This window comes from Rhizobium sp. Leaf384, from assembly GCF_001424065.1.
Lineage (GTDB): Bacteria > Pseudomonadota > Alphaproteobacteria > Rhizobiales > Rhizobiaceae > Ferranicluibacter.
The window spans coordinates 12,044-31,532 of sequence record NZ_LMQE01000012.1 but is presented as its reverse complement, the minus strand read 5'-3'; the positions used below and the strand labels follow the sequence as shown (position 1 = coordinate 31,532).

Below are 19,489 nucleotides of genomic sequence, written 5' to 3'. Positions count from 1 at the left end.
GACGCACCTGGGGATGCAAGGACGCCCCCTGGGGATGCGAGGAGTCCTTGCGTCAGGCGTTCACCAGACCAGGCCGCGCGCGGCCACGTCCTCGACACGCGTCACGACGCCGTCCCGATGAAACGTCATGATATCGAACAGGTTCGACACGACGCAGGTGTGGTTCGGGATGATCAGCACCTTGTCGCCGATTGCGGGCCGCGGGCCGGTCACCCGCGACAGGTCCACCACGCCGTGCTCTTCGGACAGGCCGGAGACAACGGCATCGGGATAGGCCGGGATCATCCCGTAATCCGCGAAACCGAGGAGGTCCGACGTCAACGCCTTGGAGCCCGCGTCGAGCACGGCACGATCGGGCGTGGGGCGGGCGACGACGGCCGCCAGGACCTGCATCGCGCAATCGTCGAGCGAGCAGTGGCCGGAGCGGGCCATCGCCCTGTCGTTGTAGACATAGGTGCCAGCCCGATGCTCGGTGGCCGAGGACACCTGATGGGCGGAGAACAGGCTCGGCGTCCCCCCGTTGCTGACGATCGGGCAGGAAATGCCGAGGGCGGCGAGGCGCGCAATCGTGTCGGAAAAGAAGATGTCCACGGACCCTTCGTCATGCGCTTTCGGATAGGTCATCAAGCCGCCGAAGACGAGGCCGTCGGATGCGGCGATCGTCTGGGCCAAGGCCGCCGCTGCCTGCGGGTCCTGGACGCCGCAGCGCCCGGCACCGGTGTCGCATTCGACCAGGACCGTCAGCGGCTTGCCCCCGGCAAACCGGCCGGAGAGTCCGGCCACCGTGGACGCACTGTCGGCGACGACCTTCAGGCTTGCGATACGGTCGTTGAGGGCTTTCAGCCGGTCGAGCTTCTCAGGGCCGAGAATGTTGAAGGTGATGAGGATATCCTCGAAACCGGCCTCGGCGAAGACTTCCGCCTCCGTGATCTTCTGGCAATTGATCCCGCGCGCGCCGGCCGCTTCCTGCGCCTTGGCGATGGCAGGGATCTTGTGGGTCTTGATATGCGGCCGGAAAGCCAGTCCGTGGCCATCGAGATAGGTCTGGACACGACCGATATTGGCAGCCAGCCTGTCCTCGTCGATGAGGGGCAGGGGCGTCGATAGCGACAGGATGGACTGGCCGACCTGCGGCCGCGGCGGGGTTGTCATCGGCGTCTCTCTCCCGAGCGTGTCTGATAGCGTTCATGTTCTGCCAGCGGCCGAAAGGTTCGGCAATGCCGACATGGCTGAAAGGTTCGGCCATGCCGGCATGGCCGGGAAAACCGCCTTGTTTTCCCTTTTCAGCGGCGAAAAGGCTCCGCGTGGTCAGGCTCCGGCGGTGTCACCGCAAGGGTGCCGAAACCGTGGGGATCGGCCGTCATGGGCCAGATCGCGCGCGATGCCCGACGGTAGGCCGTCTCGGCCGGCTTGTTCGGATACGGCGAACCGGCGGCGCAATAGACGATCTCGGACGCGATCTTCGAAAAGGCGGCATAGAAGTGGTTGGTGGATTTGATCACCAGCAGATGCTTCGACGTCGGGTCGATGCCGAGCGCGGTGAAGAGCGACGGATCGTAGCTCTGGACGCGGACCGAACTCAAGATGATGTCGATGCCGTCGAGGTGGATATGCGCGGCGTCGCCAAAAGGCGCGACGCTCTCGCCGAAGCGCATTTCGGCATTGCGAACGACGCGCCTGACCGTCACCCGTCCGTCGATGGGGTTGCCGGTGCCGGGCGCGGATTTCGCGCCGAAACGGAGCGGGATTTCTGCCCCTTCGCCAGCCGCCATGCAGATCTGCACGGCGATCGGATCCCAGATCATGCCCACCGCCACGTTTTCCACGCCGCGGGCAAGGAGCGCCGCGAGGACGACCGTCGCATCGCCCGCCGTGCCCCCGCCGGGATTGTCCCACATGTCAGCGATGACAACGGGCCCGCGCGGATTTGACAGCGCCCGCTCGATGGCCTCGGCCTCGTCCACCTGCGGCATCATAAAGGTTCCGCGCTTGGAGAAGAGCTCCAGACCCAGCGCGCGCGCCAGCCGCTCGCCCTTGTCCGGCTGAGCGTCCGTGACCACGATCGTCTTCGTGCCCATCTCCGGCACGTCGCCCGCCATGAAGCCGTGAATGACGGACAAAGACAGGATCTCGTGATCCTCGGCTTCCATCCGCATCAATCGATCGACGAAGGATCGCATGGGATCGCGCGAGGTCGGAAAGACGTCGATCATGCGGCAATCGAACACGGACATGACCGGCCTCACCCGACCTTCCAGCGTATCCACCGCGATCCGCCACAGATCTTCGGCGCGATCGACGAAGTCGGTATGGGGGAATTCCTTGAACGCGACGAAGAAATCGACGGCCGCGACGCGTTTGGCGGTGAGGTGGCTGTGCGGATCGATTTCGGCGCAGACCAGGATATCGGGCCCGACGATCGCGCGGATGGCTGCCAGGAGGTCTCCCTCGGGATCGAGATAGCCATCCGCAACCATGGCACCGTGAAGACCGAGGACGACGCCGTCCACCGGCAGGGCCGCCGTCAACTGGTCGAGGATTTCGTCGCGCAGGCTCTCATAGGCCTGACGGTTGATCAGGCCCGCCGGATCCGCCCAGGCGGCCGTGCCTTCGATCAGCGTCCAGCCTTTTCGCGCGCAGACTTTTCGCCCCACGGTTAGGGGGGCGGTGCAGAGCGTCGGCGTGGCGGGATGCTGCCCCGGTGCCGCGTAAAGGGATTCCTCGAAGGCCCGCCGGTCAATGCAGATCGGTGCGAACGTGTTGGTTTCCGTGGCAAGGGCGGCGGTAAAGAGGCGCACAGGTTCAGCCTTCCGCAAATTGGCAGGGCAGGGTGCCGGACACGCGCCGGCCGGAAACGTTGCCGCTCACCGGACGGGGTTCGGCAGGTAGCCGATGAAGCCGCAGATCTTCCAGCCGCCTTCATGCAGGCGGCAGGTGTAGAGCGTTTGCCACTGCATTACGTCGAGGTTTCCATCGGTCTTGCGGATGCCGCCCTGAAACTTCTTGCGCGCCAGCGCCGTGTCACCCTTCACGTCGATCTCCTCGAGCGTCGTCGTCGTGAAGATCGCCTTGCGCGGATCCTCGCCATAGGTCTGGCCCTGAAAGTCGCGAGCCTGCTTCAGCCATTCGTCGCGGTAGGCGTCCAGCGAGGGAAAGGCGAGGCTCCAGTCGTCCGGGTCCGGCTTGTGGTTGCCGCTGACGGCGAGAAAGCCTTCTTCCACGAAGTCGCCCGAGACCATCGACCAGTCCGCGGCCAGAAAGGCGTCGATGTCGCGCGGAACCAGCATCTCCCAGATGGCATGACGGGCCGTATCGCTTGCCGGAAACGGATTGGCATGGGGATCGCGCATGAGACGCCCTTTGGTCTAAATTATTTTCATGGAGCTTCGAAAACTCTGGTCAAGTTCGGTTTTCTATGGTCCATTGTCAACAATCGACGAAAATAATTTGCAAGAGGGCCGTGATGACCATCAAGCGATATGGTGCCGAGAAAGCCGGTGCCGGTGGCCAGAGGCTGCCTTTCGCCCGCGCCGTGGAGGCTGCCGGCTGGCTGCACGTGTCCGGCCAGGTGGCGATGGAAGACGGCGAAATCATTCCGGGCGGCATCGTCGAGCAGACGCACAAGACCATCGCCAATCTGCTGGCCATCCTGGACGAGGCCGGCTACGGCGTCGAGCATGTCGTCCGTTGCGGCGTCTGGCTGGACGATCCGCGCGACTTCTGGACCTTCAACAAGATCTACCAGACGTATTTCGGCGAACATCCGCCGGCGCGCGCCTGCGTCCAGGCCTCCATGATGGTGGATTGCAAGGTCGAGATCGACTGCGTCGCCTACAAGGCGCCGGCGTAAGGGCTCGCGGCTGAGGCCGGGCAGAAACGCTTCGGGGAGGCGGGATGGATATCTTCACGACGCTCCAGGAGGGCCGGGCACAGTTTTCTCCGTCCGAGCAGCGAATCGCGGATATTCTGCTCGGCGACTTCGAGTTCGCGGTCAACGCCTCCATCATCGAGCTTGCCGAGCGGGCCGAGGTTTCCCCGCCCACGGTCACCCGCTTCTGCCGCAATGTCGGCTGCCAGAGCTTCTCCGACTTCAAGGTGAAGCTCGCCAAGACGGCCTTCGTCGGCGTGCGCTACCTCAACCCGGAAGCCAAGAGCACCGAGCCGGCAGATGTGGCGGAAGATGTCATCACCAAGGCGCAGAATGCGCTCTTCATGATGCATCGGGCGCTCGATCCGGTGGTTCTCGATAAGGTCGCAGACCGTCTCTCGCGTGCCGAAATGGTCTACACGTTCGGCTCGGGCGGCAATTCCTCGATGATCGCGACGGAGATGCAGAACCGGCTGTTTCGTCTCGGCTCCCGCGTCACGGCCAGCAACGATCACAACATGCAGCTGATGCTGACGGCCGCTGCCCGCACCAATGACGTGATCGTCGGCTCGTCCTTTTCGGGACGCAACCAGGATCTCGCCCGCTGCTTCGGACTGGCCCGCGAAAGCGGCATCACTACCATCGCGCTGACACAGACCGACAGTCCGGTGGCGCAGGCGGCCGAGCTCGTCATCGGCATCGATCTGCCGGAGGGGGCCAACATCTTCCGCCCGACGTCCACCCGCTTCGCGTTCCTGGCGGTGGTGGACGTGATCGCAAGCCTCGTCGCCTACCGCAATCGCAAGCTCTCCACCGTGACGCTGCGCCATATCAAGCAACAACTGGTCGAACACCGCGACGGCGACGACCGCCAGATTCTGGGAGACTGATCATGCCTCGTACGCTTGTGTCATGGAGCCCAGCATGCCGATGACCCGCTCGGTTGCCGTCGTAACGGGAGCAGCCGGCGATATCGGCCGCGCAATTGCCGCCCGGCTGTCCGCGAGCCATGACGTGGTCGCGCTCGTCGATATCGATGCGGCGGCGCTGGAGACCGCTGCGCAGGATCTGGGCGACGCTTCCCGTTTCGCGACGATCGTGTGCGACGTCACCGACGAGACGAGCATCCGTTCGATGGCAGAGGCGACGGCCGGTCTCGGGCAGGTGCAAACGCTGGTCAACAATGCCGGTGCCGCCCGGGCGGTGAGCCTGCACGAAACGGACGGCGCCATCTGGCGGGCCGATGCGGCGCTCAATCTGGAAGCGCCCTTCCTGGTGTTTCGCGCGCTGGAGACCGCCCTGAAGGCGTCCGAGGGCTCGGTCGTCAATATTGCCTCCGTCAACGGCCTCGCCGTCTTCGGCCATCCGGCCTACAGCGCGGCAAAGGCCGGGCTGATCCATCTCACGCAGTCCATCGCGGTCGAATACGGCAAGTTCGGCATCCGCGCCAATGCGGTTGCGCCGGGCACGGTGCGCACCCAGGCCTGGGAGGCCCGCGCAAGCGCCAATCCGCAGGTGTTCGAGGACGTCAAACGCTGGTACGCGCTGCGCCGCATCGCAACGGCCGACGATGTCGCCAATGCGGTCTTCTTCCTGGCAAGCGAGCAGGCGCGCGCCATCACCGGCGTCTGCCTTGCGGTCGATTGCGGTCTGACGGCGGGCCAAGCCGAGCTGGCGCGGACATTTTCACAATCCGAACATTACTGACATCGCGATCGTCCAGAAGGGGTAACCACCATGGCAAAGGCACAGGATTTCCGGCTTGAGAACAGCTGGCACCCGATTGCGGGAGAGGCATGCGGCGGCTTCGTCTTTACGCTGTTCAACCTGTCGGATGCGCCGATCTCGGGCTTCAGGCTTGCCTATACTTCGCTGACGCGCGTGATGGACGACCCGGCCTGCGACAACGCCACCTTTCTCCTGCGCAACGCGAATTTTCACCAGTTCGCCCCGCCGGAAGGGTTCGTGTTGGCGCCGGGCGGCAGCTGGCGCTTCACCGTGTCCGGTCTGTGGCGCCCGGCCAAGCATCGGACGGATGGCGCAAAATCCGCTTATGTGACACTGGCCGACGGCAGCCATGTGCCGGTCGACGTGGACGATCTCCTTCTCGGCGGACGCCCGGCCGAGCCGGCTCCGGACCTGATGCCGGAGGGCCGGGTAACGGAACCCTTCTACCTTCTTCCCTGGCCGAAGGCCGCCAGCCTGACGCCCGGAGAGACGGTGCCGGTGGCTCTCTATCCGGCCGAGGGAACCGGCGTCGCAGACCTGAAAGCGGTCAGCACCGTCGTCGCCCTTTACCGTCGGCTCTTCAGCGTCGGACATGTGCCTTTGTCGCTCGCACCGGTGCATGAGGGCAAGGCACTCGTCTTTCGACAGGCAGACGATCTCGGCTCCGAAGCCTTTCGACTGGACATCGGCGATCGCGTGACGCTGGCTTATGGCGGCGCGGCCGGGCGGCAATACGGGCTGACCGCACTTGCGCAGATGCTGCACGGCGCACGGACCGAAAAAGCCCTGCTCCGGTTTCCTGCAACCGGCGAGATCGCCGACGCGCCGCGCTATGTCTGGCGCGGCTGCCATCTCGACGTCTCGCGGCAGTTTTACCCGGTTGCCGACATTACCCGGCTGATCGACATCCTCGCCTGGTACCGCATGAACGTGTTCCACTGGCATCTCTCCGATGACGAGGCCTGGCGGTTGGAGATCAAGGCCTATCCGACGCTGACGACACTCGGCGTCCTGCGCGGACCCGACGCGCCGATGTTGCCCCAGCTCGGTAACGGCGCCGAGCCGGTGGGCGGCTTCTATACGCAGGACGACGTCAGGGCGATCGTCGCGCATGCGCTGGCCTTGCATGTCGAGGTCGTGCCGGAGATCGATATCCCCGGCCACAGCACGGCGACCCTCGTTGCCCTGCCGGACCTTGCCGACGGGCAGGAAGCGCCCGACAGCTACCGCTCCGTCCAAGGCTTTCCCAACAATGCGCTGAATCCCGCCGTCGAGGAGACCTATGTGTTTCTCGGCAAGGTCTTCGACGAGATGGTCACGCTCTTCCCGTCAAAACTTCTGCATATCGGCGGGGACGAGGTCGCGTCCAACACCTGGATGGCGTCGCCGCTCGCCCGCAAGCTGATGGCGGACGAGGGGATCGAGGGAACGTTCGGGCTGCAGAGCTACTTCATGAAGCGCATCCAGCAGATGCTCTCGGAGCGCGGGCGCAGGCTCGCGGGCTGGGACGAGGTTTCCCACGGCGGCGGCGTCGATCCCGAGGGGACACTGTTGATGGCGTGGCAGAAGCCGGAGGTCGGTGTCGAGCTCGCAACGCAGGGCTATGATGTCGTGATGACGCCCGGACAGGCCTATTATCTCGACATGGTGCAGGACGAGGCGTTCCAGGAGCCGGGCGCGAGCTGGGCCGGTACCGTGCCGCCGCAGCATACCTACACCTATGAGGCGGTCGGCGACTTTCCCGAAGCGCTGCAGGCACGCATGCGCGGCGTCCAGGCGTGCATCTGGTCGGAGCATTTTCTCAACCGCGACTACTTCAACCATCTTGTCTTTCCCCGGCTTGCCGCAATTGCCGAGGCAGCCTGGACACCGCGCGCGCGCAAGGACTGGCAGCGTTTCGCCGCCCTCGCGCCCTTGAGCCCCAAGCTCTAGGGCCAGGGGCGCCGTCTGCCGTCTCTCCGCAAGCGTCTTCCTCTTCGTCTTCCGAACCTCCAAAGGCCCGACATCATGACCTTCCGCATCGCCGTCGGCGGCATCCACACCGAATGCAGCACCTCGTCCCCGGTCCTGATGAAACCGGAGGACTTCCGCGTGCTTCGGGGCGCCGAGCTGCTGTCGGCCGACTATTTCTCGTTCCTGGGAAATGCCGACATCAGGCCGCTGCTCCATGCGCGCGCCGTGCCCGGCGGACCGCTCGCGCGGGAGACCTATGAAGGGTTCAAGGCGGAGTTTCTCGCGCTTCTGGAAGCGGCGTTGCCGATCGACGGCCTTTACCTCGCCATGCACGGCGCCATGAACGTCGAGGGCATGGACGATGCGGAGGGCGACTGGATCTCGGCGGCGCGCACGGTGGTGGGGCCGGATATCCTCGTCGCCGCAAGTTACGATCTGCATGGCAACGTGACGCAGCGCATCATCGACCAGCTCGATATCTTCGCCGCCTATCGCACAGCCCCGCATATCGATGTGCGGGAAACCATGGTCCGGGCCTGGTCCATGCTGGGCAAGGCGCTGCAGACGGGGACCAGACCCGGGGTCGCCTGGGCGCCGGTGCCGGTCCTCCTGCCGGGCGAGCGGACCTCCACCGAAGACGAGCCCGCAAAGAGCCTCTACGATGCCCTCTCCCGCCACGACGCATCGCCCGGGATCTGGGACGCCAATCTCATGGTCGGCTATGTCTGGGCCGACGAGCCGCGCGGAACGGCCTGCGCCGTCGTGACCGGAACGGACAAGGCGGCGGCCGAGGCTGCCGCAGCGGAGATCGCGATGTCCTACTGGAACGCCCGCGAGGCCTTCCGCTTCGGCCCCGTCACCGGGCCGCTGGCCGACATGCTGGAGATCGCCGAACAGGCGACGACGCGTCCGGTCGTTCTGGCGGATTCCGGCGACAACCCGACGGGCGGCGGCGTCGGCGACCGCGCCGATGTGCTGAACGCGCTGGTCGAACGTGATGTCCAGGGGGCCGTCATCGGCGGCATCACCGACCGGCCGGCCGTGGAGGCCTGCTTTGCCGCCGGCGAGGGGGCGACCCTGTCGCTGACGATCGGCGGCGCGCTCGATCCCGCCAGTCCGTCGGCCACGGTTTCTGCGACCGTTGTCCGGCTCGACGATCCCGCGGGTCCGGAGGAACGGCAGGCGGTCGTTGCCGTCGGCGGCATCACGGTCATCCTTGCGGCGCGCCGACGGCCCTACCACCGGATCGCGGATTTCACGCGTCACGGCATCGATCCGAAGGACGTCCGTCTGCTCGTCGTCAAGTCCGGCTATCTTTCCCCCGAACTTGCGCCGATCGCACGGCCGAACCTCATGGCGCTGACCGACGGCGTCATCAACCAGGATATCGAGCGCCTGCCAAATATGCGGCGCCAGCGTCCGTCCTTTCCCTTCGATCGGGATTTCGACTTCGTCGCGACGCCGCGATCGTCGGCGCGCTGGGCCTGATCGTCGGCGTGCGAGCCGTCTTTCAGGGAACGGACCGGCGCTCTTCAACGTTGCGCTCGGCCTGTGCCCGCACTCGACACGCTGCACTGTCACACCCTGGCGATCTGCCGTCTCTCAAGCTGGGCTGTTCTGCGCCCTGGTGTTTCCATGAGCCTCTCGATCGCGACCGCCCTGCGGGACCCGTCACTCCGCGTCAGCGCGCTGGCCATCTTCTTCTTCGGGTTTTCCGGCGCGGCGACCCAGCCGTATCAGTCGATCATCGGCATTCGCGAGCTCGGACTGACCGATAGCGGCTATGCCAGCCTGATGTTTGCCGCGGCCGCCGTCAGCGTCACGGCGAGCGTGCTGATGGGCATCTTCGCCGACCGGCTCGGCGATTACCGGACGTCCATTCTCTATGTCGCACTGTTCGGCATCACCGGTTTCGGGCTCGTCTATCTCTCGGCGACGATCACCGCCTTCGTCATTGCCAAGCTCGTCCTCCTGCCGGTTTTCGGAGCGCTGAACTCGCTGATCTTCGCCAATGTGCGGGCGGCCTCCGGCGGGCTCGCACAGTCGCAGCTGGTCGCGGTGAACGCGACGATGCGCGCCACGATCTCGCTCTCCTGGGTGCTGGTGCCGGGCCTCGTCGGCATTGCGCTGGCCGGATCGACGTCGATGCTGCCGGCCTATCTGATCGCGGCGCTGGCTGCGGGCGTCTGCTTCATCCTCGCCGCCTTCTATCTTCCACGGCCGCGTCCGCTTGAAAACCGGGACGATGCCGCGCGCTACCGGATCCTCGCCTCGCTCGGCGAGGTTGCAACGCCGCGCGTCGCTCTCCGGCTTCTTGCGATCGCGCTCATCTGCTCCATGCTGTTCGTCAACGATGCGGTCCGCTCGCTGATCATCACCGGCAAGGCCGGAGGCACGGTGCGCGACATTGGCATCGTCGTCGGCGTGGTCGCGCTGCTCGAAATCGTCTTCATCCTGTTCTGGAGCGCGGCCGAACGGCGGATCACGTCGCTGCGCTCGCTGGTCATCGGCGCCACGCTCTATGCCGTCTATCTGGGGCTGCAGGGCATGGCGACGCAGACATGGCACATCTATGCCCAGACGCTGATCAGCGGCATGGCGGCCGCGGCCATCATCAGCCTGCCCATCACCTACCTTCAGGATCTGATCGCCGACCGGCCCGGTCTCGGCAGCTCGCTGATCGCGGTGAACATGTTCCTGAGCGCCGGCATCAGTGCCGTCGTGTTTGCCGTCGGCACGCGGATCGGGGATTACGGCTTCACGTCAATCCTCGGCGGCTTCATCGGCCTTCTGGGCGTGATCCTCTTGGTCGTGCTGGACGGGCGCAAAAGGCGGGCAGGGACCGTTCCGGGAGCCTGAGGCATCCACAACGAAAAACACCGGAGCGCGCCGCGCCCCGGTGTTGTCTGGTCAACGTGTAACGGCTGGTTCAGGACGCCTTGGCGCCGGCCAGCACTTCCTCGCACCAGCTCGGGCCGCCGGGCTGGCGGCGGTCGCCGACGAGGCGCACCGAGCGGATGACATAATCGGAGGACACGGTGAGCTGCACCGAGCAGCTGAGATATTCGGTGCGGGCCGCGGATGTCTGCTTGCCGCGCGAGCCGTCTGCCTTCTTGGCATAGGTCGCGGGAACCTTGCGGTTGCGGTAGCCGCCCTTCCACGAATAGATCGTGTTGCCGCCGCGCTGCACATCGGCGGTGGGCGGGCCGAACTGGGCGAAGAACACGCCGGCCGGCTGTCCGGCCCAGCGGGCCTCGACCGCATTCTGCTGCTGTGGCGCGATGGTGGTGCATCCGGCAAGCGCCAGCGCGAGGCCGGCAGCGGCGAAAACCCGCAAGGTCATGTATCGTCCCCTTCGAAAGATCCTGAAACAGGACGAGCCGGCGCCTTCCGCCAGCCCATTCCGGCACCGAGGCGCACCGCCCGTTCGTCCACGCCTCTAGCGCCAATCGCGCCGAATGAACATCGGTTGCAACCGGTCGATACGCAATAATTTCCGAGCGTTGCCGAAAATCTCTATTCCCGGCCACCGCAAACCGGCCGCCGCCATCATCCTGTCAAAAACTCTGTCGAACCGTCGATTTGCCGCTTGTGGAATGAAAGCCCCTGTTCTATAGAAGCGCCGCTGGTCACGGAGTGTAGCGCAGTCTGGTAGCGCACCACGTTCGGGACGTGGGGGTCGCAAGTTCGAATCTTGCCACTCCGACCAGTTATTTCAATGGCTTGCCCGAAGCCGACGCCTTAGCCCTTCACTATCCGCACTGTTTGCGCACAGTTTCAGTAGGCGTTCGCAGCTTTCTGCTGAAAGTGCGGGTCATTATGCAGGTATGTCCGTTCGAATTCATCGGTGGTAATTCCGAGAGATGCCGCGGCTTCTTGGACGTCGATGCCGGCATTTGCCAGCCATGTTGCGCGGGTATGGCGCAAGATGTGAGGGGTGACATCATCCCCCAAACCTGCTTCTGTCCGGACCGCCCTGAAAGCCTTGTGAGGCTTATTTACCTTGGCGCCATAGTAGTTGATGACATGCAGGCAGGGTTTGTCCTTGTCGATCGCTCTGTCGGCCTCTCGCCAGTATCGAAGCAGTGTAATCAGCCTCGGCGGGATCTTGACGGGGGTTTTGCGCTTATTATGCGCGACGCGCTCACCTTGTGCCTTACGATACAGGACGCCCTTCTCAAGGTCGATCCACCCACCTGAGGTGTTTGGCATCCACTGCAAGCTGAGCATGGCGCCGAGGCGCGTTCCTGTGTAGACGCCGATCAAGACAAGCCGAGCGATGTGATCGCAAAGCCTGAGCCGCCTAGATGCCCGGACCATACTTGCGACTTCGCTGCGCGACAGCCAGCGCTCGCGAGGCAGAGACTTGTCGGGAAGGGTGACCTTCGGGACGACATCAAGCGTATATTCGCCGTGATAGTAGTTTATGGCGGCCCGCAGGATCTCAAGATCGCGACGAGCGCCTGAGTCTGTTTCTCGCTCATCCGCGAACTCACGGCATTTCTTGCCTCTGATTTCGCCGACTGCAATTTCGCCGAAAAACTCATTGAGCCTGCCGATCCTTGCTCTTGTTTCGACTGGTCGCGACGAGCTGTCGGCCTTCTCATCAAGATAGACGAGCAGGACGTCTCCTACTGTGATCTCAGCGGCACGACCGCCGCGCTCGGGCTGGTACTTCTCCGCGAGGTATTCTTGGAGTTTCCGGCCGGCTTCTGTAGCTTCAGCCTCAGTGCATCCTGTGCGGATATTGGTCGTTCCGTCTCTGATAACCCAGACTTTCCGGCCTCCATCGTTGCGGAGGTAGAGCCTTGGCGGCTTTCGCTTCTGTGGCATTTTTCAATCATCCTGTTGACTCCGTTTCGCGTGACGAAGTCCTTATTCGCAATCCGAATAAGCTCCAGATTGCCTTTTGCGGCCTCTGTCCGCAGTGCGGACTTCGTCAGGCGGCCACGGAAGAACAATTTTGCGGCTTCGGCAAGTGGCACTGGCTCATCATCGCGGATGTCGGAGTCATTCATCGCGAGCCTCCCATAATTGTCTCTCCTCATGCCGAACAGTTGACGAGCAATCGAATGAAGGAGCAAACTCAACCTGAAATAGTCGGTGCTGGAACGCGCGGTAACGCGAACCAGCACCTGTCATCCCCACGCGATGTGACCACATGGAGACGATTATGAATGAGAAAAAAGTAGAGACGAGCGCCCATACTGCTGGGCCACGCCAGCCACAGCTTGAGACGCGCAATCTCGGAGTTCGCCAGCCGCAGAACCAGACCACGATAAGCCCGTTCAGCCCTAAGCCAGATGCTGGCCCTGGACCTAGGCAGCCAGCGCCGTCGCCAAGCCCACGGCCGAGCCTTTCCGCACCAGCGGGTCCAAAGAAATAGGAGATACGATGACAACTGACCGCGAAAACATCTACTTCAACGTTCTTCGCAACGCACTCTATCATACAGGTCGGAGAATGACTTTTGATCGGTGGAGTAGATGGGGCAACTTTGCGGTCATAGTGCTTGGTGCGTCTGCATTCGCGGATGTCACCCGGCCGTTGTTCGGCCAAGGTTACGCCGTTTGGCTGGGCGGGATTACGGCCGTCATCGGTGCGATCCAGCTTGTTTTTGATTTTGGTGGCCGCGCACGCGAGCATCAGTCGCTTCAGAGAGACTATTATAATCTCCTCGATGACATCGAAGAAAGCGCGATGCCAAGCATTGAACAAATCGGCCGCTGGAGGGGTGCGATGGTGAGGATCGCAGGGGGAGAACCTCCTGTGCTGCGCGCATTGGACTGCAAGGCTTACAATGATGCAATCGGCGCAACCGACGTCTATCCAAAGACCGAAAGGATATTCATCCCGGCGTGGCATCGTATTTGGGGTCAGGTGTGGGCATTTGAAGGATACGATTACAAAAAGCTTTGGGAACTCCCGGTTGGGCATAAAGCAAGAATTTCGCTCCCGGAAAGCTAGCTGGGAGTTACTCATCCATAGCTCCTTCGGTTGGGCTGCTGATGCGACCTCGAGTGCCAGCGCAGCTAGACGCAAAGTCTCGCGTAGTTCGTCTTCTGACTGGCACCATGCAGCCGTGTCGCGGATCATCTGGGGCGTGATGGCTGACAACACATGATCCCGCGGCGATGGGGATACGGCAGGACGGGCTCGCACCTCGTCCACCAGCCTCCCTAAACCATCTACGTCCATAAACCCGATTGGTTTCGGTTGGGGTGCGGGGGTGTCTTTCACAAGCTCTCGCTGCATGGGTAAACCCTTTCTGTCTGGAACCAGTCCAAGGTCTCGACGTTGTCGACGTCACCGCGCTTGCTGAACGCCTCTTGGATGGCACCCAACTGGCAGATATCGACATGAGACTGGTGAATTTGAATTTCGATGGACGCGGGCATGTCGCGCAAGACGCGACGTAGCCGGTTCGACCAACGTTTTTCCTCGGGGGTCATTCGGCAGAGCCCTCCGCGGCGGCGAGGGCATCAGCGTTCGTCGGAATTTCAGGGTGCGGCGTCCAATGCGTGTGATAGCCTGGCCAGTCGCTACATAGCGGAGAGCCGATGTAGGACGGCTCGTTAACCGGGAACTTCCACCAAGTCACAAAGCCATCGTCCTCGTGCCATTCAGACAACGGCTGCGCCACCAAACCTGTCTGGGGTGATGGGGTCTCGATCCTGCCGCCGCGATTGTGGAGCATCATGGCGAAGTTCGCGACGTCGACGGGATCGCCCTTGGCGACATGATCGATCAGCATGGCCGATAGGTCCGCCATGCTGCACTGCGCCGGATCGTCCCAACCGGCCCGGCCCTTGCATCGAGCGGCTGCGAGCTTGGCTTTCATCACCAAACCGAAGCGATCGACACACAGCTCGTCGTTCCGAGCATCGGACGCGAGCTCCGCAGCGCCCTGGTTTCCGTTCCAGATCATCGGCCGCGGGATCGGCTCTCCATCTGCAAGCGGTGCTTCGTTAGCGTTGTGAAAGCCATCCCTTTCCGGCCCGCAGCAGAGGGCATGCAACAGGCCGTCCCCCCAATATACCGGGTCACCGAGCTGCAGCGCCTCGCCGCACGCTTCGCAAGCTTCCGGCTCATCCTCGTCGAGGAACGCTGCCTGAGGTGCTTGGGTGACGGCGCGAACCGCAGCGCGGGCATAGCGGAGAGCCTCGTCTCTCTGCGTCGATGCCTCTTCCTGGTCCCAGGTCAAGCGCATGCGATCAACCGGGCCAGTGTAAGGCATCACGTCGAAGATCGCGCGAGCAGCCTGCTCGATCTCGTCCAGCTTGGCGGTTGGCTGCTCCATCATCGGTTCGCTCCGATCTGGATCTGGCCCATCTGGAGGCTCTTGTTGTAGATCTCAACGAGAACCTTCGCGACGCTCGCAGTCGCGTCGCCGCCGCCGATCTTGCGCAGCGTCTCCGCGTCGGCCGTCAGGATCTTCCGATCCTTAGCTGTCAGCTTCGAGACCATGCGCGCCTCGTCAATATGCTTGCGGTTGTTCCGGTAAAGCCGGGCTAGCGCCTGGATCATGATGGCGTGCAGCGCGCCGGCATCCTTCGGCCAAGCCGCAACCAGCGTCTTGCAGGCGGACACGACCGCTGCATCGCCATACGTTCGAATTGCTCGTTGAACTGCAGATACTGCCGCCGTCCGGTTGGCTGCTGGTCGAACACCTGTGGCCTGAATGACCTCGCAGCCAGCTTTCTCAAGTGCCGTTTTGATCCGGATCATGTCCGCGTTCCCGGCCTCGATGCCCGCCCAGAACTTCTCGACTGTAGTAACGGCCGTGCGATTGATGTTCACGCCAAGGAATGCGTCTGCCTCGTTCTTAGACCCTTCGACACGAACGACGGAGGCGGGGACACGATCGATCCTTGGGTGAGCCCTGGCAGCCGCAACGCGATGCTGCCCATCAAACACCGTGTATGTGCCGTCCGCCTGCTCGGCGAGCATGACGGGCTGGAAATGTGCCCACGTGAAGTCGCGCAGGATCTGCGAGACACGGTTTGGTTTGATCTCGCGCTGATAGTTATGATCGACGCGGATCTTATCGACCTGAACCCACATCAGCACCGGCTCTTCGCCAAGGTTTGTTGAAACGGCCTCGCTCATGCTGCCTTCCTTTCGCGCGGCATCAGGCGATAGCCGGTGCCCCATACGGTTTCGATTCCGAGATTGAGATCGCTGAGCTTCTTGCGGATCTTGCAGACGAAGACGTCGACGATCTTGATTTCAGGCACCTCGTCGACGAGAGAGGTGACAGCTTTCAGAAGCTGCTCTTTCGTCCGAACCCCGCCCTTGGCGTTGTGAAGCGTCGTGAAAATTGCGAACTCCTGGCGCGTCAGCATGGCGAACCTGCCGTTCGAGACGATGATGCCGGCATCCCAATCGATGGCCAGTATCGAGGCAGGCAGAGCCTGTCCGCATGTTGGGCAAGGGCATTCCGTCATTTGCGTTCCTCGGAGCATTGAAACTGGCGCTTGGCAGCTTCGCGCCGCAGCGCATTGCGCTTGCGGGTGACGAGCTCGACATGGTCTAGGTTGTCGGGGCGGACGCACAGCCGGTTGCGGCACTTGTGATCCAGCTCTTTTTTCCCGGGGATGTAGCCGTGCTCGTTGGTCCACATGACCTTGTGCACAGCAACGGTCTGGCCAGCGAGGCTCATGCGGGGGTAGCCTGCACCGCGGCCTTCTTCGCCAGACGTCGGCCCGGTCCAGATCCAGCAGCCCGTGATCTCATCGATGCGAACACGGGCCATAATTTTGGCACGGATGATCTCGCGGCGTGATGTCATCAGTTGCACCGGCTCCATGCGTCGAAATCTCCGACAACCTTGCGCCATTCCTTCGCTGCACGCGGATCTCTGTTCAGCTCGGCACGCGACTTGATCGAGAGTACGCGGCGAATGCCGGTGGCAACGCGCTCGGCATCCGCGATGTCGACGCCGTGGCAGGTTCGCAGGTACTCCCGGAACTTGTTGTCATCGCACTTCATCGCGCACTCAGCCGCATAGTCCGGCGACTTGTCCGAGGTCGGCCTGGCTCCCATGAAGTGTCTGACAAGTGCGTCGTACATTCGGACCACAAAACGAAGATCATCAGGGGCGCTGAGTGCCAAATCCCGGTTATCGAGGTTAGCTTGGTCCTCGATCCGATATACGCACTCGCAATCGGGGCCATCGGCTGCGGTGACGAAGGTTCCGGTCTCGTCCGCCATCATCGTCCAGTCGGGCATGGCCGCGTCCAGCCGGCGGCGTATCGCATCCATACGCTTCTGGTTTTGTGATGGCTGGGCCGCGGTCATGATCAGATTTTTTCCCTGATCACTTTGACCTTATTGATCGCTTTTCCGGGGTGCGTCACCGCGACACGCTTGCGAGCTTCTGCCGGATCGCATGCGTTGATGGTGACCGGCTCAACGGACTCGTCGTTGAAGTGCACTCGGAAAGGCAGGATAGGCCGGGGCTCGATGTCACGCATGGAAGCGCAACCCCGCAAGGTTGAAAGACGACGTGGGCTCTGGCCGAGCATCAGGACGGATTGCGTCCCAGTGATTGCAAAGGTCGATTGGATCGACGCCATGGCGAGCGGCGATCGTCTGGAAGTCGTCAGAGCGAACACCGTGCGGATCGTCGTTACGGCACTCAAGCAGCGCAGCAAACATGGGGGCAAAGGTGTCCCTCATATCCGCGCCTCCGCATGCTGATACGCTGCCTGGCGAGCCATGCCGGCCGTTGCTAGTGGAACGGCTGCCATGAGGCCAAGAAAGAAAACGCCAAGGACCGCGATGATCATCCCGCGGCAGGGACTCTCTGAGTTGTGAGGGTGGTTCACGCCTGTGATCGGAGGAAGTGTGACCATTACACGAGCCCTCCGGTGAAGATGGCGACGAGGAATGCTGCCAGACTGGCAAGCAGACCAAAGCCGATGATCGCCGCTACGAGGACCAGCAAGGCGCAAACGGGCGACCTGTGGCTTGAAGACGCGGAGATGTCTTTGCGAGACCGCTGTGCGGCCGCATTGTCAGGCGCTCTAGGCATGATGGAGATCCTTCATCCGTTTCGGATGCCGCCCGCAGATGTGCCGGGCGGTCACCGAAAGCGGATCGCGGATCAGGCGGCGCGTCGTTCGCTGTTGGCGAACAAGCGGGCTGCTTCGTTGGCGTGGGTTGTGACCTGTTCCTCAGTCAGTCCAAGCTCAGACATAAGTTCGTTCTTCGTCAGGCTGCGGCCGGCCTCACGCTGGGCGGTGGCCATCTCAGCAGCAACGTGGCGGGTGGTCACGGGATTGTAGGTGTTCATGCTGCGCTCCATTGGTTGTCGTTGGGTTTGCCTCGACGATGGAGCGGCGCGGGACGCAAAATCTGTTACCGCGCCGCTCCTGTCCGGGGAGGCGGGGCAAACATAAGCGCTAATTATAAGCGATTGCAAGTGAATTTTATAAGCGAGACTCATGACGCTGCCTCTCGACTCTTGTCAAAATTGATTCGACAATGAGAACCAACAGAGAACGGAGGAGGATCAATGCCAGTCGACGGAGAGCCGGTTACGCTTGGTATGATTGACCGACTGCGGATCGAATGCGCCGATTGCGGACGGAGTAGATGGCGTGAGCCAAGCGAACTGGTGCAGAGAGGGATCTCACTTCATGCTGAGATCAAATCGCTGATTCCGAAATTTTCATGTTCCGAATGCGCTGATGAAGGCCTGCCGGCGAGGAATATCACCGTGCAGTCCTTGTTTTTGCATGATCATGAGGCACTGCGTGCAGAGCGTGATGTGCTTAGAAGCCAAGAAGCTCTTTCCAAGGGATCACTCGCCAAAGGTTTTTGACGCGGTAGCGATCGTATATGACTTCCTTCTTAGGATTATACTGTTCGGTAATAATCTCTTTAGCGGTTCGACGCTTCAGTAATTTCACGTATGCTTTAGTGCTTTCACCCTCGTTGTCAGGGTATAGTTCAATGACGATACAGTCACCTGGTACCGGCTCGCGTCCGCCGCAGTAGATCACATCGCCCGGATCGAACTTAGGAACCATGCTGTCGCCCAGCACATGGGTTGCCCAAACGTTCTTCAGGTTGGCGATACCCTGAGGGCGCCTGACGTAGCCGGCAACCGTTCCATTGAAGGTGAAATCGCCGTCGTCGCCACCGTAGATGACGCCAAGCATTTCGATGTCCATGGGCCCAAGATTTGGGACGAATCCATCCGAAACCACCTCAGCATCAGCGAGTGCTTCGTCATCTTGATAAACCAGATCGCCACGCATGAGCGCTGAGGGGTCAACTCGAAGAAACTCAGCTGTACGAAGCAGATTTTCGGGAGAAGGCAGATTGCGGCCTGTTTCCCACATGCCGACGGCGGCAACATCTATGCCAAGTTGTTGCGCAATGTTGCGCTGAACTAACCCGCGGCGCTTACGCGCGGTTCGTATTGCGATACCGATCTTCGTCGCGTGCTCACCTTTAGCCATGCTTATAATTCGCGCGGCCGGCTGGCTCGGGTCTAGATAATTCTCGCTTGACTCATTTTCTAAGCGAGACTTATATCCAGCCATGACGCAAGCCCCTACCGATCTTAAAACCGTATTCCTTGCTGCCGGCAGTGCGAGCGAGTTGGCGCGCAAGTTGTCTATTTCGCCGCCGGCTGTTCTGCAGTGGCGTCATGTGCCAGCTGGTCGAGTGCTTGCGGTCGAAGATATCACCGGAATTTCTCGCCATTGTCTTCGACCGGATATCTTCGGTCCGACGCCCAGGGAGGCCGCCGAATGACGAGTCATCTTGCCGGTTCCCCGCAGAGCTGGGCAGAGGCCTACTCTGCCGACTGCCACCGGAGTGCTCGTCACCTCCGGCGCTCCGGTGGCTTTTTGTTCTGTATGTCATCGGCTCAAGGCCCTCCATGATGTGATGACCTGACCGTAAGGCGACGCCTCGGTTCCTTCA

The 19,489-nt window shown here is 62.3% G+C and carries 24 protein-coding genes and 1 tRNA gene; 10 read left to right on the top strand and 15 right to left on the bottom strand.

Features of this window, described 5'->3' with window-relative positions; genetic code table 11:
• Window positions 1-60: 60 nt before the first annotated feature.
• The 3 genes from ASG25_RS21870 to ASG25_RS21860 all read right to left on the bottom strand — a co-directional run bounded on the left by ASG25_RS21870 (window position 61) and on the right by ASG25_RS21860 (window position 3,350).
• A complete protein-coding gene (locus ASG25_RS21870; RefSeq protein WP_062479550.1) occupies window positions 61-1,152 on the bottom strand; it encodes an alanine racemase in 1,092 nt (363 codons plus the stop codon).
• A gap of 131 nt (window positions 1,153-1,283) precedes the next feature.
• The gene (locus tag ASG25_RS21865; protein WP_062479547.1) at window positions 1,284-2,798 is read right to left on the bottom strand and encodes a M81 family metallopeptidase; all 1,515 of its coding nucleotides are present in this window, start codon (window positions 2,796-2,798) and stop codon (window positions 1,284-1,286) included.
• 66 nt (window positions 2,799-2,864) lie between these two features.
• Window positions 2,865-3,350, bottom strand: a complete 486-nt coding sequence (locus ASG25_RS21860; protein ID WP_062479544.1) for a hypothetical protein — start codon at window positions 3,348-3,350, stop codon at window positions 2,865-2,867.
• A 113-nt stretch (window positions 3,351-3,463) separates the two neighbouring features.
• Here ASG25_RS21860 and ASG25_RS21855 point away from each other — a divergent pair, with 113 nt between their 5' ends.
• From ASG25_RS21855 to ASG25_RS21830, 6 genes are all read left to right on the top strand, one after another.
• Entirely contained in the window at window positions 3,464-3,850 is a 387-nt protein-coding gene (locus ASG25_RS21855; RefSeq protein ID WP_062479542.1) for a RidA family protein, read from the top strand.
• Between the two features lie 44 nt (window positions 3,851-3,894).
• Window positions 3,895-4,758, top strand: a complete 864-nt coding sequence (locus tag ASG25_RS21850) for a MurR/RpiR family transcriptional regulator (RefSeq protein WP_062479539.1) — start codon at window positions 3,895-3,897, stop codon at window positions 4,756-4,758.
• Window positions 4,759-4,798: 40 nt separating this feature from the next.
• The gene (locus ASG25_RS21845; protein ID WP_062479591.1) at window positions 4,799-5,575 is read left to right on the top strand and encodes an SDR family oxidoreductase; all 777 of its coding nucleotides are present in this window, start codon (window positions 4,799-4,801) and stop codon (window positions 5,573-5,575) included.
• Between the two features lie 30 nt (window positions 5,576-5,605).
• Window positions 5,606-7,528, top strand: a complete 1,923-nt coding sequence (locus ASG25_RS21840) for a family 20 glycosylhydrolase (protein WP_062479536.1) — start codon at window positions 5,606-5,608, stop codon at window positions 7,526-7,528.
• Window positions 7,529-7,603: 75 nt separating this feature from the next.
• Entirely contained in the window at window positions 7,604-9,037 is a 1,434-nt protein-coding gene (locus ASG25_RS21835) for a M81 family metallopeptidase (protein WP_062479534.1), read from the top strand.
• Between the two features lie 147 nt (window positions 9,038-9,184).
• On the top strand, window positions 9,185-10,408 hold the full coding sequence (locus ASG25_RS21830) for an MFS transporter (RefSeq protein WP_062479531.1): 1,224 nt from the start codon (window positions 9,185-9,187) through the stop codon (window positions 10,406-10,408).
• A 70-nt stretch (window positions 10,409-10,478) separates the two neighbouring features.
• Here ASG25_RS21830 and ASG25_RS21825 read toward each other — a convergent pair whose 3' ends face one another.
• Window positions 10,479-10,892 carry a hypothetical protein gene (locus ASG25_RS21825; protein ID WP_062479528.1) on the bottom strand — a complete coding sequence of 138 codons (414 nt, stop codon included), beginning with the start codon at window positions 10,890-10,892 and terminating at the stop codon, window positions 10,479-10,481.
• 289 nt (window positions 10,893-11,181) lie between these two features.
• On the opposite strand from ASG25_RS21825, the gene ASG25_RS21820 reads away from it, so the two are divergent.
• A tRNA-Pro gene (locus ASG25_RS21820) sits at window positions 11,182-11,258 on the top strand.
• 68 nt (window positions 11,259-11,326) lie between these two features.
• Here ASG25_RS21820 and ASG25_RS21815 read toward each other — a convergent pair.
• Window positions 11,327-12,382, bottom strand: a complete 1,056-nt coding sequence (locus tag ASG25_RS21815; RefSeq protein ID WP_062479526.1) for a site-specific integrase — start codon at window positions 12,380-12,382, stop codon at window positions 11,327-11,329.
• On the opposite strand from ASG25_RS21815, the gene ASG25_RS22955 reads away from it, so the two are divergent.
• Together ASG25_RS22955 and ASG25_RS21810 are read left to right on the top strand one after the other, a co-directional pair.
• Entirely contained in the window at window positions 12,358-12,726 is a 369-nt protein-coding gene (locus tag ASG25_RS22955) for a hypothetical protein (protein ID WP_156466923.1), read from the top strand. The two genes, ASG25_RS21815 and ASG25_RS22955, sit on opposite strands and share 25 nt — an antisense overlap.
• Before the next feature lie 217 nt (window positions 12,727-12,943).
• The gene (locus ASG25_RS21810) at window positions 12,944-13,516 is read left to right on the top strand and encodes a hypothetical protein (RefSeq protein ID WP_062479523.1); all 573 of its coding nucleotides are present in this window, start codon (window positions 12,944-12,946) and stop codon (window positions 13,514-13,516) included.
• A gap of 269 nt (window positions 13,517-13,785) precedes the next feature.
• Here the strand turns inward: ASG25_RS21810 and ASG25_RS21805 are convergent, their stop codons facing one another.
• The 10 genes from ASG25_RS21805 to ASG25_RS21755 all read right to left on the bottom strand — a co-directional run bounded on the left by ASG25_RS21805 (window position 13,786) and on the right by ASG25_RS21755 (window position 19,020).
• The gene (locus tag ASG25_RS21805; RefSeq protein ID WP_062479520.1) at window positions 13,786-14,001 is read right to left on the bottom strand and encodes a hypothetical protein; all 216 of its coding nucleotides are present in this window, start codon (window positions 13,999-14,001) and stop codon (window positions 13,786-13,788) included.
• Entirely contained in the window at window positions 13,998-14,852 is an 855-nt protein-coding gene (locus ASG25_RS23185; protein WP_062479516.1) for a hypothetical protein, read from the bottom strand. The genes ASG25_RS21805 and ASG25_RS23185 overlap by 4 nt, the downstream gene beginning before the upstream one ends.
• The gene (locus ASG25_RS21795; protein WP_062479513.1) at window positions 14,849-15,658 is read right to left on the bottom strand and encodes a DUF6551 family protein; all 810 of its coding nucleotides are present in this window, start codon (window positions 15,656-15,658) and stop codon (window positions 14,849-14,851) included. The genes ASG25_RS23185 and ASG25_RS21795 overlap by 4 nt, the downstream gene beginning before the upstream one ends.
• Window positions 15,655-15,894, bottom strand: a complete 240-nt coding sequence (locus tag ASG25_RS23575) for a winged helix-turn-helix domain-containing protein (protein WP_280136454.1) — start codon at window positions 15,892-15,894, stop codon at window positions 15,655-15,657. The genes ASG25_RS21795 and ASG25_RS23575 overlap by 4 nt, the downstream gene beginning before the upstream one ends.
• 98 nt (window positions 15,895-15,992) lie before the next feature.
• The gene (locus tag ASG25_RS21785) at window positions 15,993-16,340 is read right to left on the bottom strand and encodes an HNH endonuclease signature motif containing protein (protein WP_062479588.1); all 348 of its coding nucleotides are present in this window, start codon (window positions 16,338-16,340) and stop codon (window positions 15,993-15,995) included.
• Complete coding sequence (locus tag ASG25_RS21780) at window positions 16,340-16,849, bottom strand: hypothetical protein (protein ID WP_062479507.1); 510 nt, start codon at window positions 16,847-16,849, stop codon at window positions 16,340-16,342. The genes ASG25_RS21785 and ASG25_RS21780 overlap by 1 nt, the downstream gene beginning before the upstream one ends.
• A gap of 2 nt (window positions 16,850-16,851) precedes the next feature.
• Window positions 16,852-17,025 carry a hypothetical protein gene (locus ASG25_RS23180; protein ID WP_200942870.1) on the bottom strand — a complete coding sequence of 58 codons (174 nt, stop codon included), beginning with the start codon at window positions 17,023-17,025 and terminating at the stop codon, window positions 16,852-16,854.
• 380 nt (window positions 17,026-17,405) lie between these two features.
• Window positions 17,406-17,585 carry a hypothetical protein gene (locus ASG25_RS21765; RefSeq protein ID WP_062479497.1) on the bottom strand — a complete coding sequence of 60 codons (180 nt, stop codon included), beginning with the start codon at window positions 17,583-17,585 and terminating at the stop codon, window positions 17,406-17,408.
• A 72-nt stretch (window positions 17,586-17,657) separates the two neighbouring features.
• Complete coding sequence (locus ASG25_RS21760; RefSeq protein ID WP_156466922.1) at window positions 17,658-17,846, bottom strand: hypothetical protein; 189 nt, start codon at window positions 17,844-17,846, stop codon at window positions 17,658-17,660.
• Between the two features lie 481 nt (window positions 17,847-18,327).
• A complete protein-coding gene (locus tag ASG25_RS21755) occupies window positions 18,328-19,020 on the bottom strand; it encodes a helix-turn-helix domain-containing protein (RefSeq protein WP_082480518.1) in 693 nt (230 codons plus the stop codon).
• A gap of 82 nt (window positions 19,021-19,102) precedes the next feature.
• On the opposite strand from ASG25_RS21755, the gene ASG25_RS22445 reads away from it, so the two are divergent.
• Entirely contained in the window at window positions 19,103-19,318 is a 216-nt protein-coding gene (locus ASG25_RS22445) for a YdaS family helix-turn-helix protein (RefSeq protein ID WP_082480508.1), read from the top strand.
• Window positions 19,319-19,489 lie beyond the last annotated feature (171 nt).

Coding starts and splice junctions, on each gene's coding strand:
- ASG25_RS22445 (WP_082480508.1), top strand. CDS start 19,103: ATGACGCAAGCCCCTACCGATCTTAAAACCGTATTCCTTGCTGCCGGC.
- ASG25_RS21855 (WP_062479542.1), top strand. CDS start 3,464: ATGACCATCAAGCGATATGGTGCCGAGAAAGCCGGTGCCGGTGGCCAG.
- ASG25_RS21860 (WP_062479544.1), bottom strand. CDS start 3,350: ATGCGCGATCCCCATGCCAATCCGTTTCCGGCAAGCGATACGGCCCGT.
- ASG25_RS21845 (WP_062479591.1), top strand. CDS start 4,799: ATGACCCGCTCGGTTGCCGTCGTAACGGGAGCAGCCGGCGATATCGGC.
- ASG25_RS23185 (WP_062479516.1), bottom strand. CDS start 14,852: ATGATGGAGCAGCCAACCGCCAAGCTGGACGAGATCGAGCAGGCTGCT.
- ASG25_RS21825 (WP_062479528.1), bottom strand. CDS start 10,892: ATGACCTTGCGGGTTTTCGCCGCTGCCGGCCTCGCGCTGGCGCTTGCC.
- ASG25_RS23180 (WP_200942870.1), bottom strand. CDS start 17,025: ATGCGTGACATCGAGCCCCGGCCTATCCTGCCTTTCCGAGTGCACTTC.
- ASG25_RS21765 (WP_062479497.1), bottom strand. CDS start 17,585: ATGCCTAGAGCGCCTGACAATGCGGCCGCACAGCGGTCTCGCAAAGAC.
- ASG25_RS21760 (WP_156466922.1), bottom strand. CDS start 17,846: ATGAACACCTACAATCCCGTGACCACCCGCCACGTTGCTGCTGAGATG.
- ASG25_RS21830 (WP_062479531.1), top strand. CDS start 9,185: ATGAGCCTCTCGATCGCGACCGCCCTGCGGGACCCGTCACTCCGCGTC.
- ASG25_RS21785 (WP_062479588.1), bottom strand. CDS start 16,340: ATGACATCACGCCGCGAGATCATCCGTGCCAAAATTATGGCCCGTGTT.
- ASG25_RS21805 (WP_062479520.1), bottom strand. CDS start 14,001: ATGACCCCCGAGGAAAAACGTTGGTCGAACCGGCTACGTCGCGTCTTG.
- ASG25_RS21870 (WP_062479550.1), bottom strand. CDS start 1,152: ATGACAACCCCGCCGCGGCCGCAGGTCGGCCAGTCCATCCTGTCGCTA.
- ASG25_RS21835 (WP_062479534.1), top strand. CDS start 7,604: ATGACCTTCCGCATCGCCGTCGGCGGCATCCACACCGAATGCAGCACC.
- ASG25_RS21810 (WP_062479523.1), top strand. CDS start 12,944: ATGACAACTGACCGCGAAAACATCTACTTCAACGTTCTTCGCAACGCA.
- ASG25_RS21755 (WP_082480518.1), bottom strand. CDS start 19,020: ATGGCTAAAGGTGAGCACGCGACGAAGATCGGTATCGCAATACGAACC.
- ASG25_RS23575 (WP_280136454.1), bottom strand. CDS start 15,894: ATGCTGACGCGCCAGGAGTTCGCAATTTTCACGACGCTTCACAACGCC.
- ASG25_RS21840 (WP_062479536.1), top strand. CDS start 5,606: ATGGCAAAGGCACAGGATTTCCGGCTTGAGAACAGCTGGCACCCGATT.
- ASG25_RS21850 (WP_062479539.1), top strand. CDS start 3,895: ATGGATATCTTCACGACGCTCCAGGAGGGCCGGGCACAGTTTTCTCCG.
- ASG25_RS21815 (WP_062479526.1), bottom strand. CDS start 12,382: ATGCCACAGAAGCGAAAGCCGCCAAGGCTCTACCTCCGCAACGATGGA.
- ASG25_RS21795 (WP_062479513.1), bottom strand. CDS start 15,658: ATGAGCGAGGCCGTTTCAACAAACCTTGGCGAAGAGCCGGTGCTGATG.
- ASG25_RS21780 (WP_062479507.1), bottom strand. CDS start 16,849: ATGACCGCGGCCCAGCCATCACAAAACCAGAAGCGTATGGATGCGATA.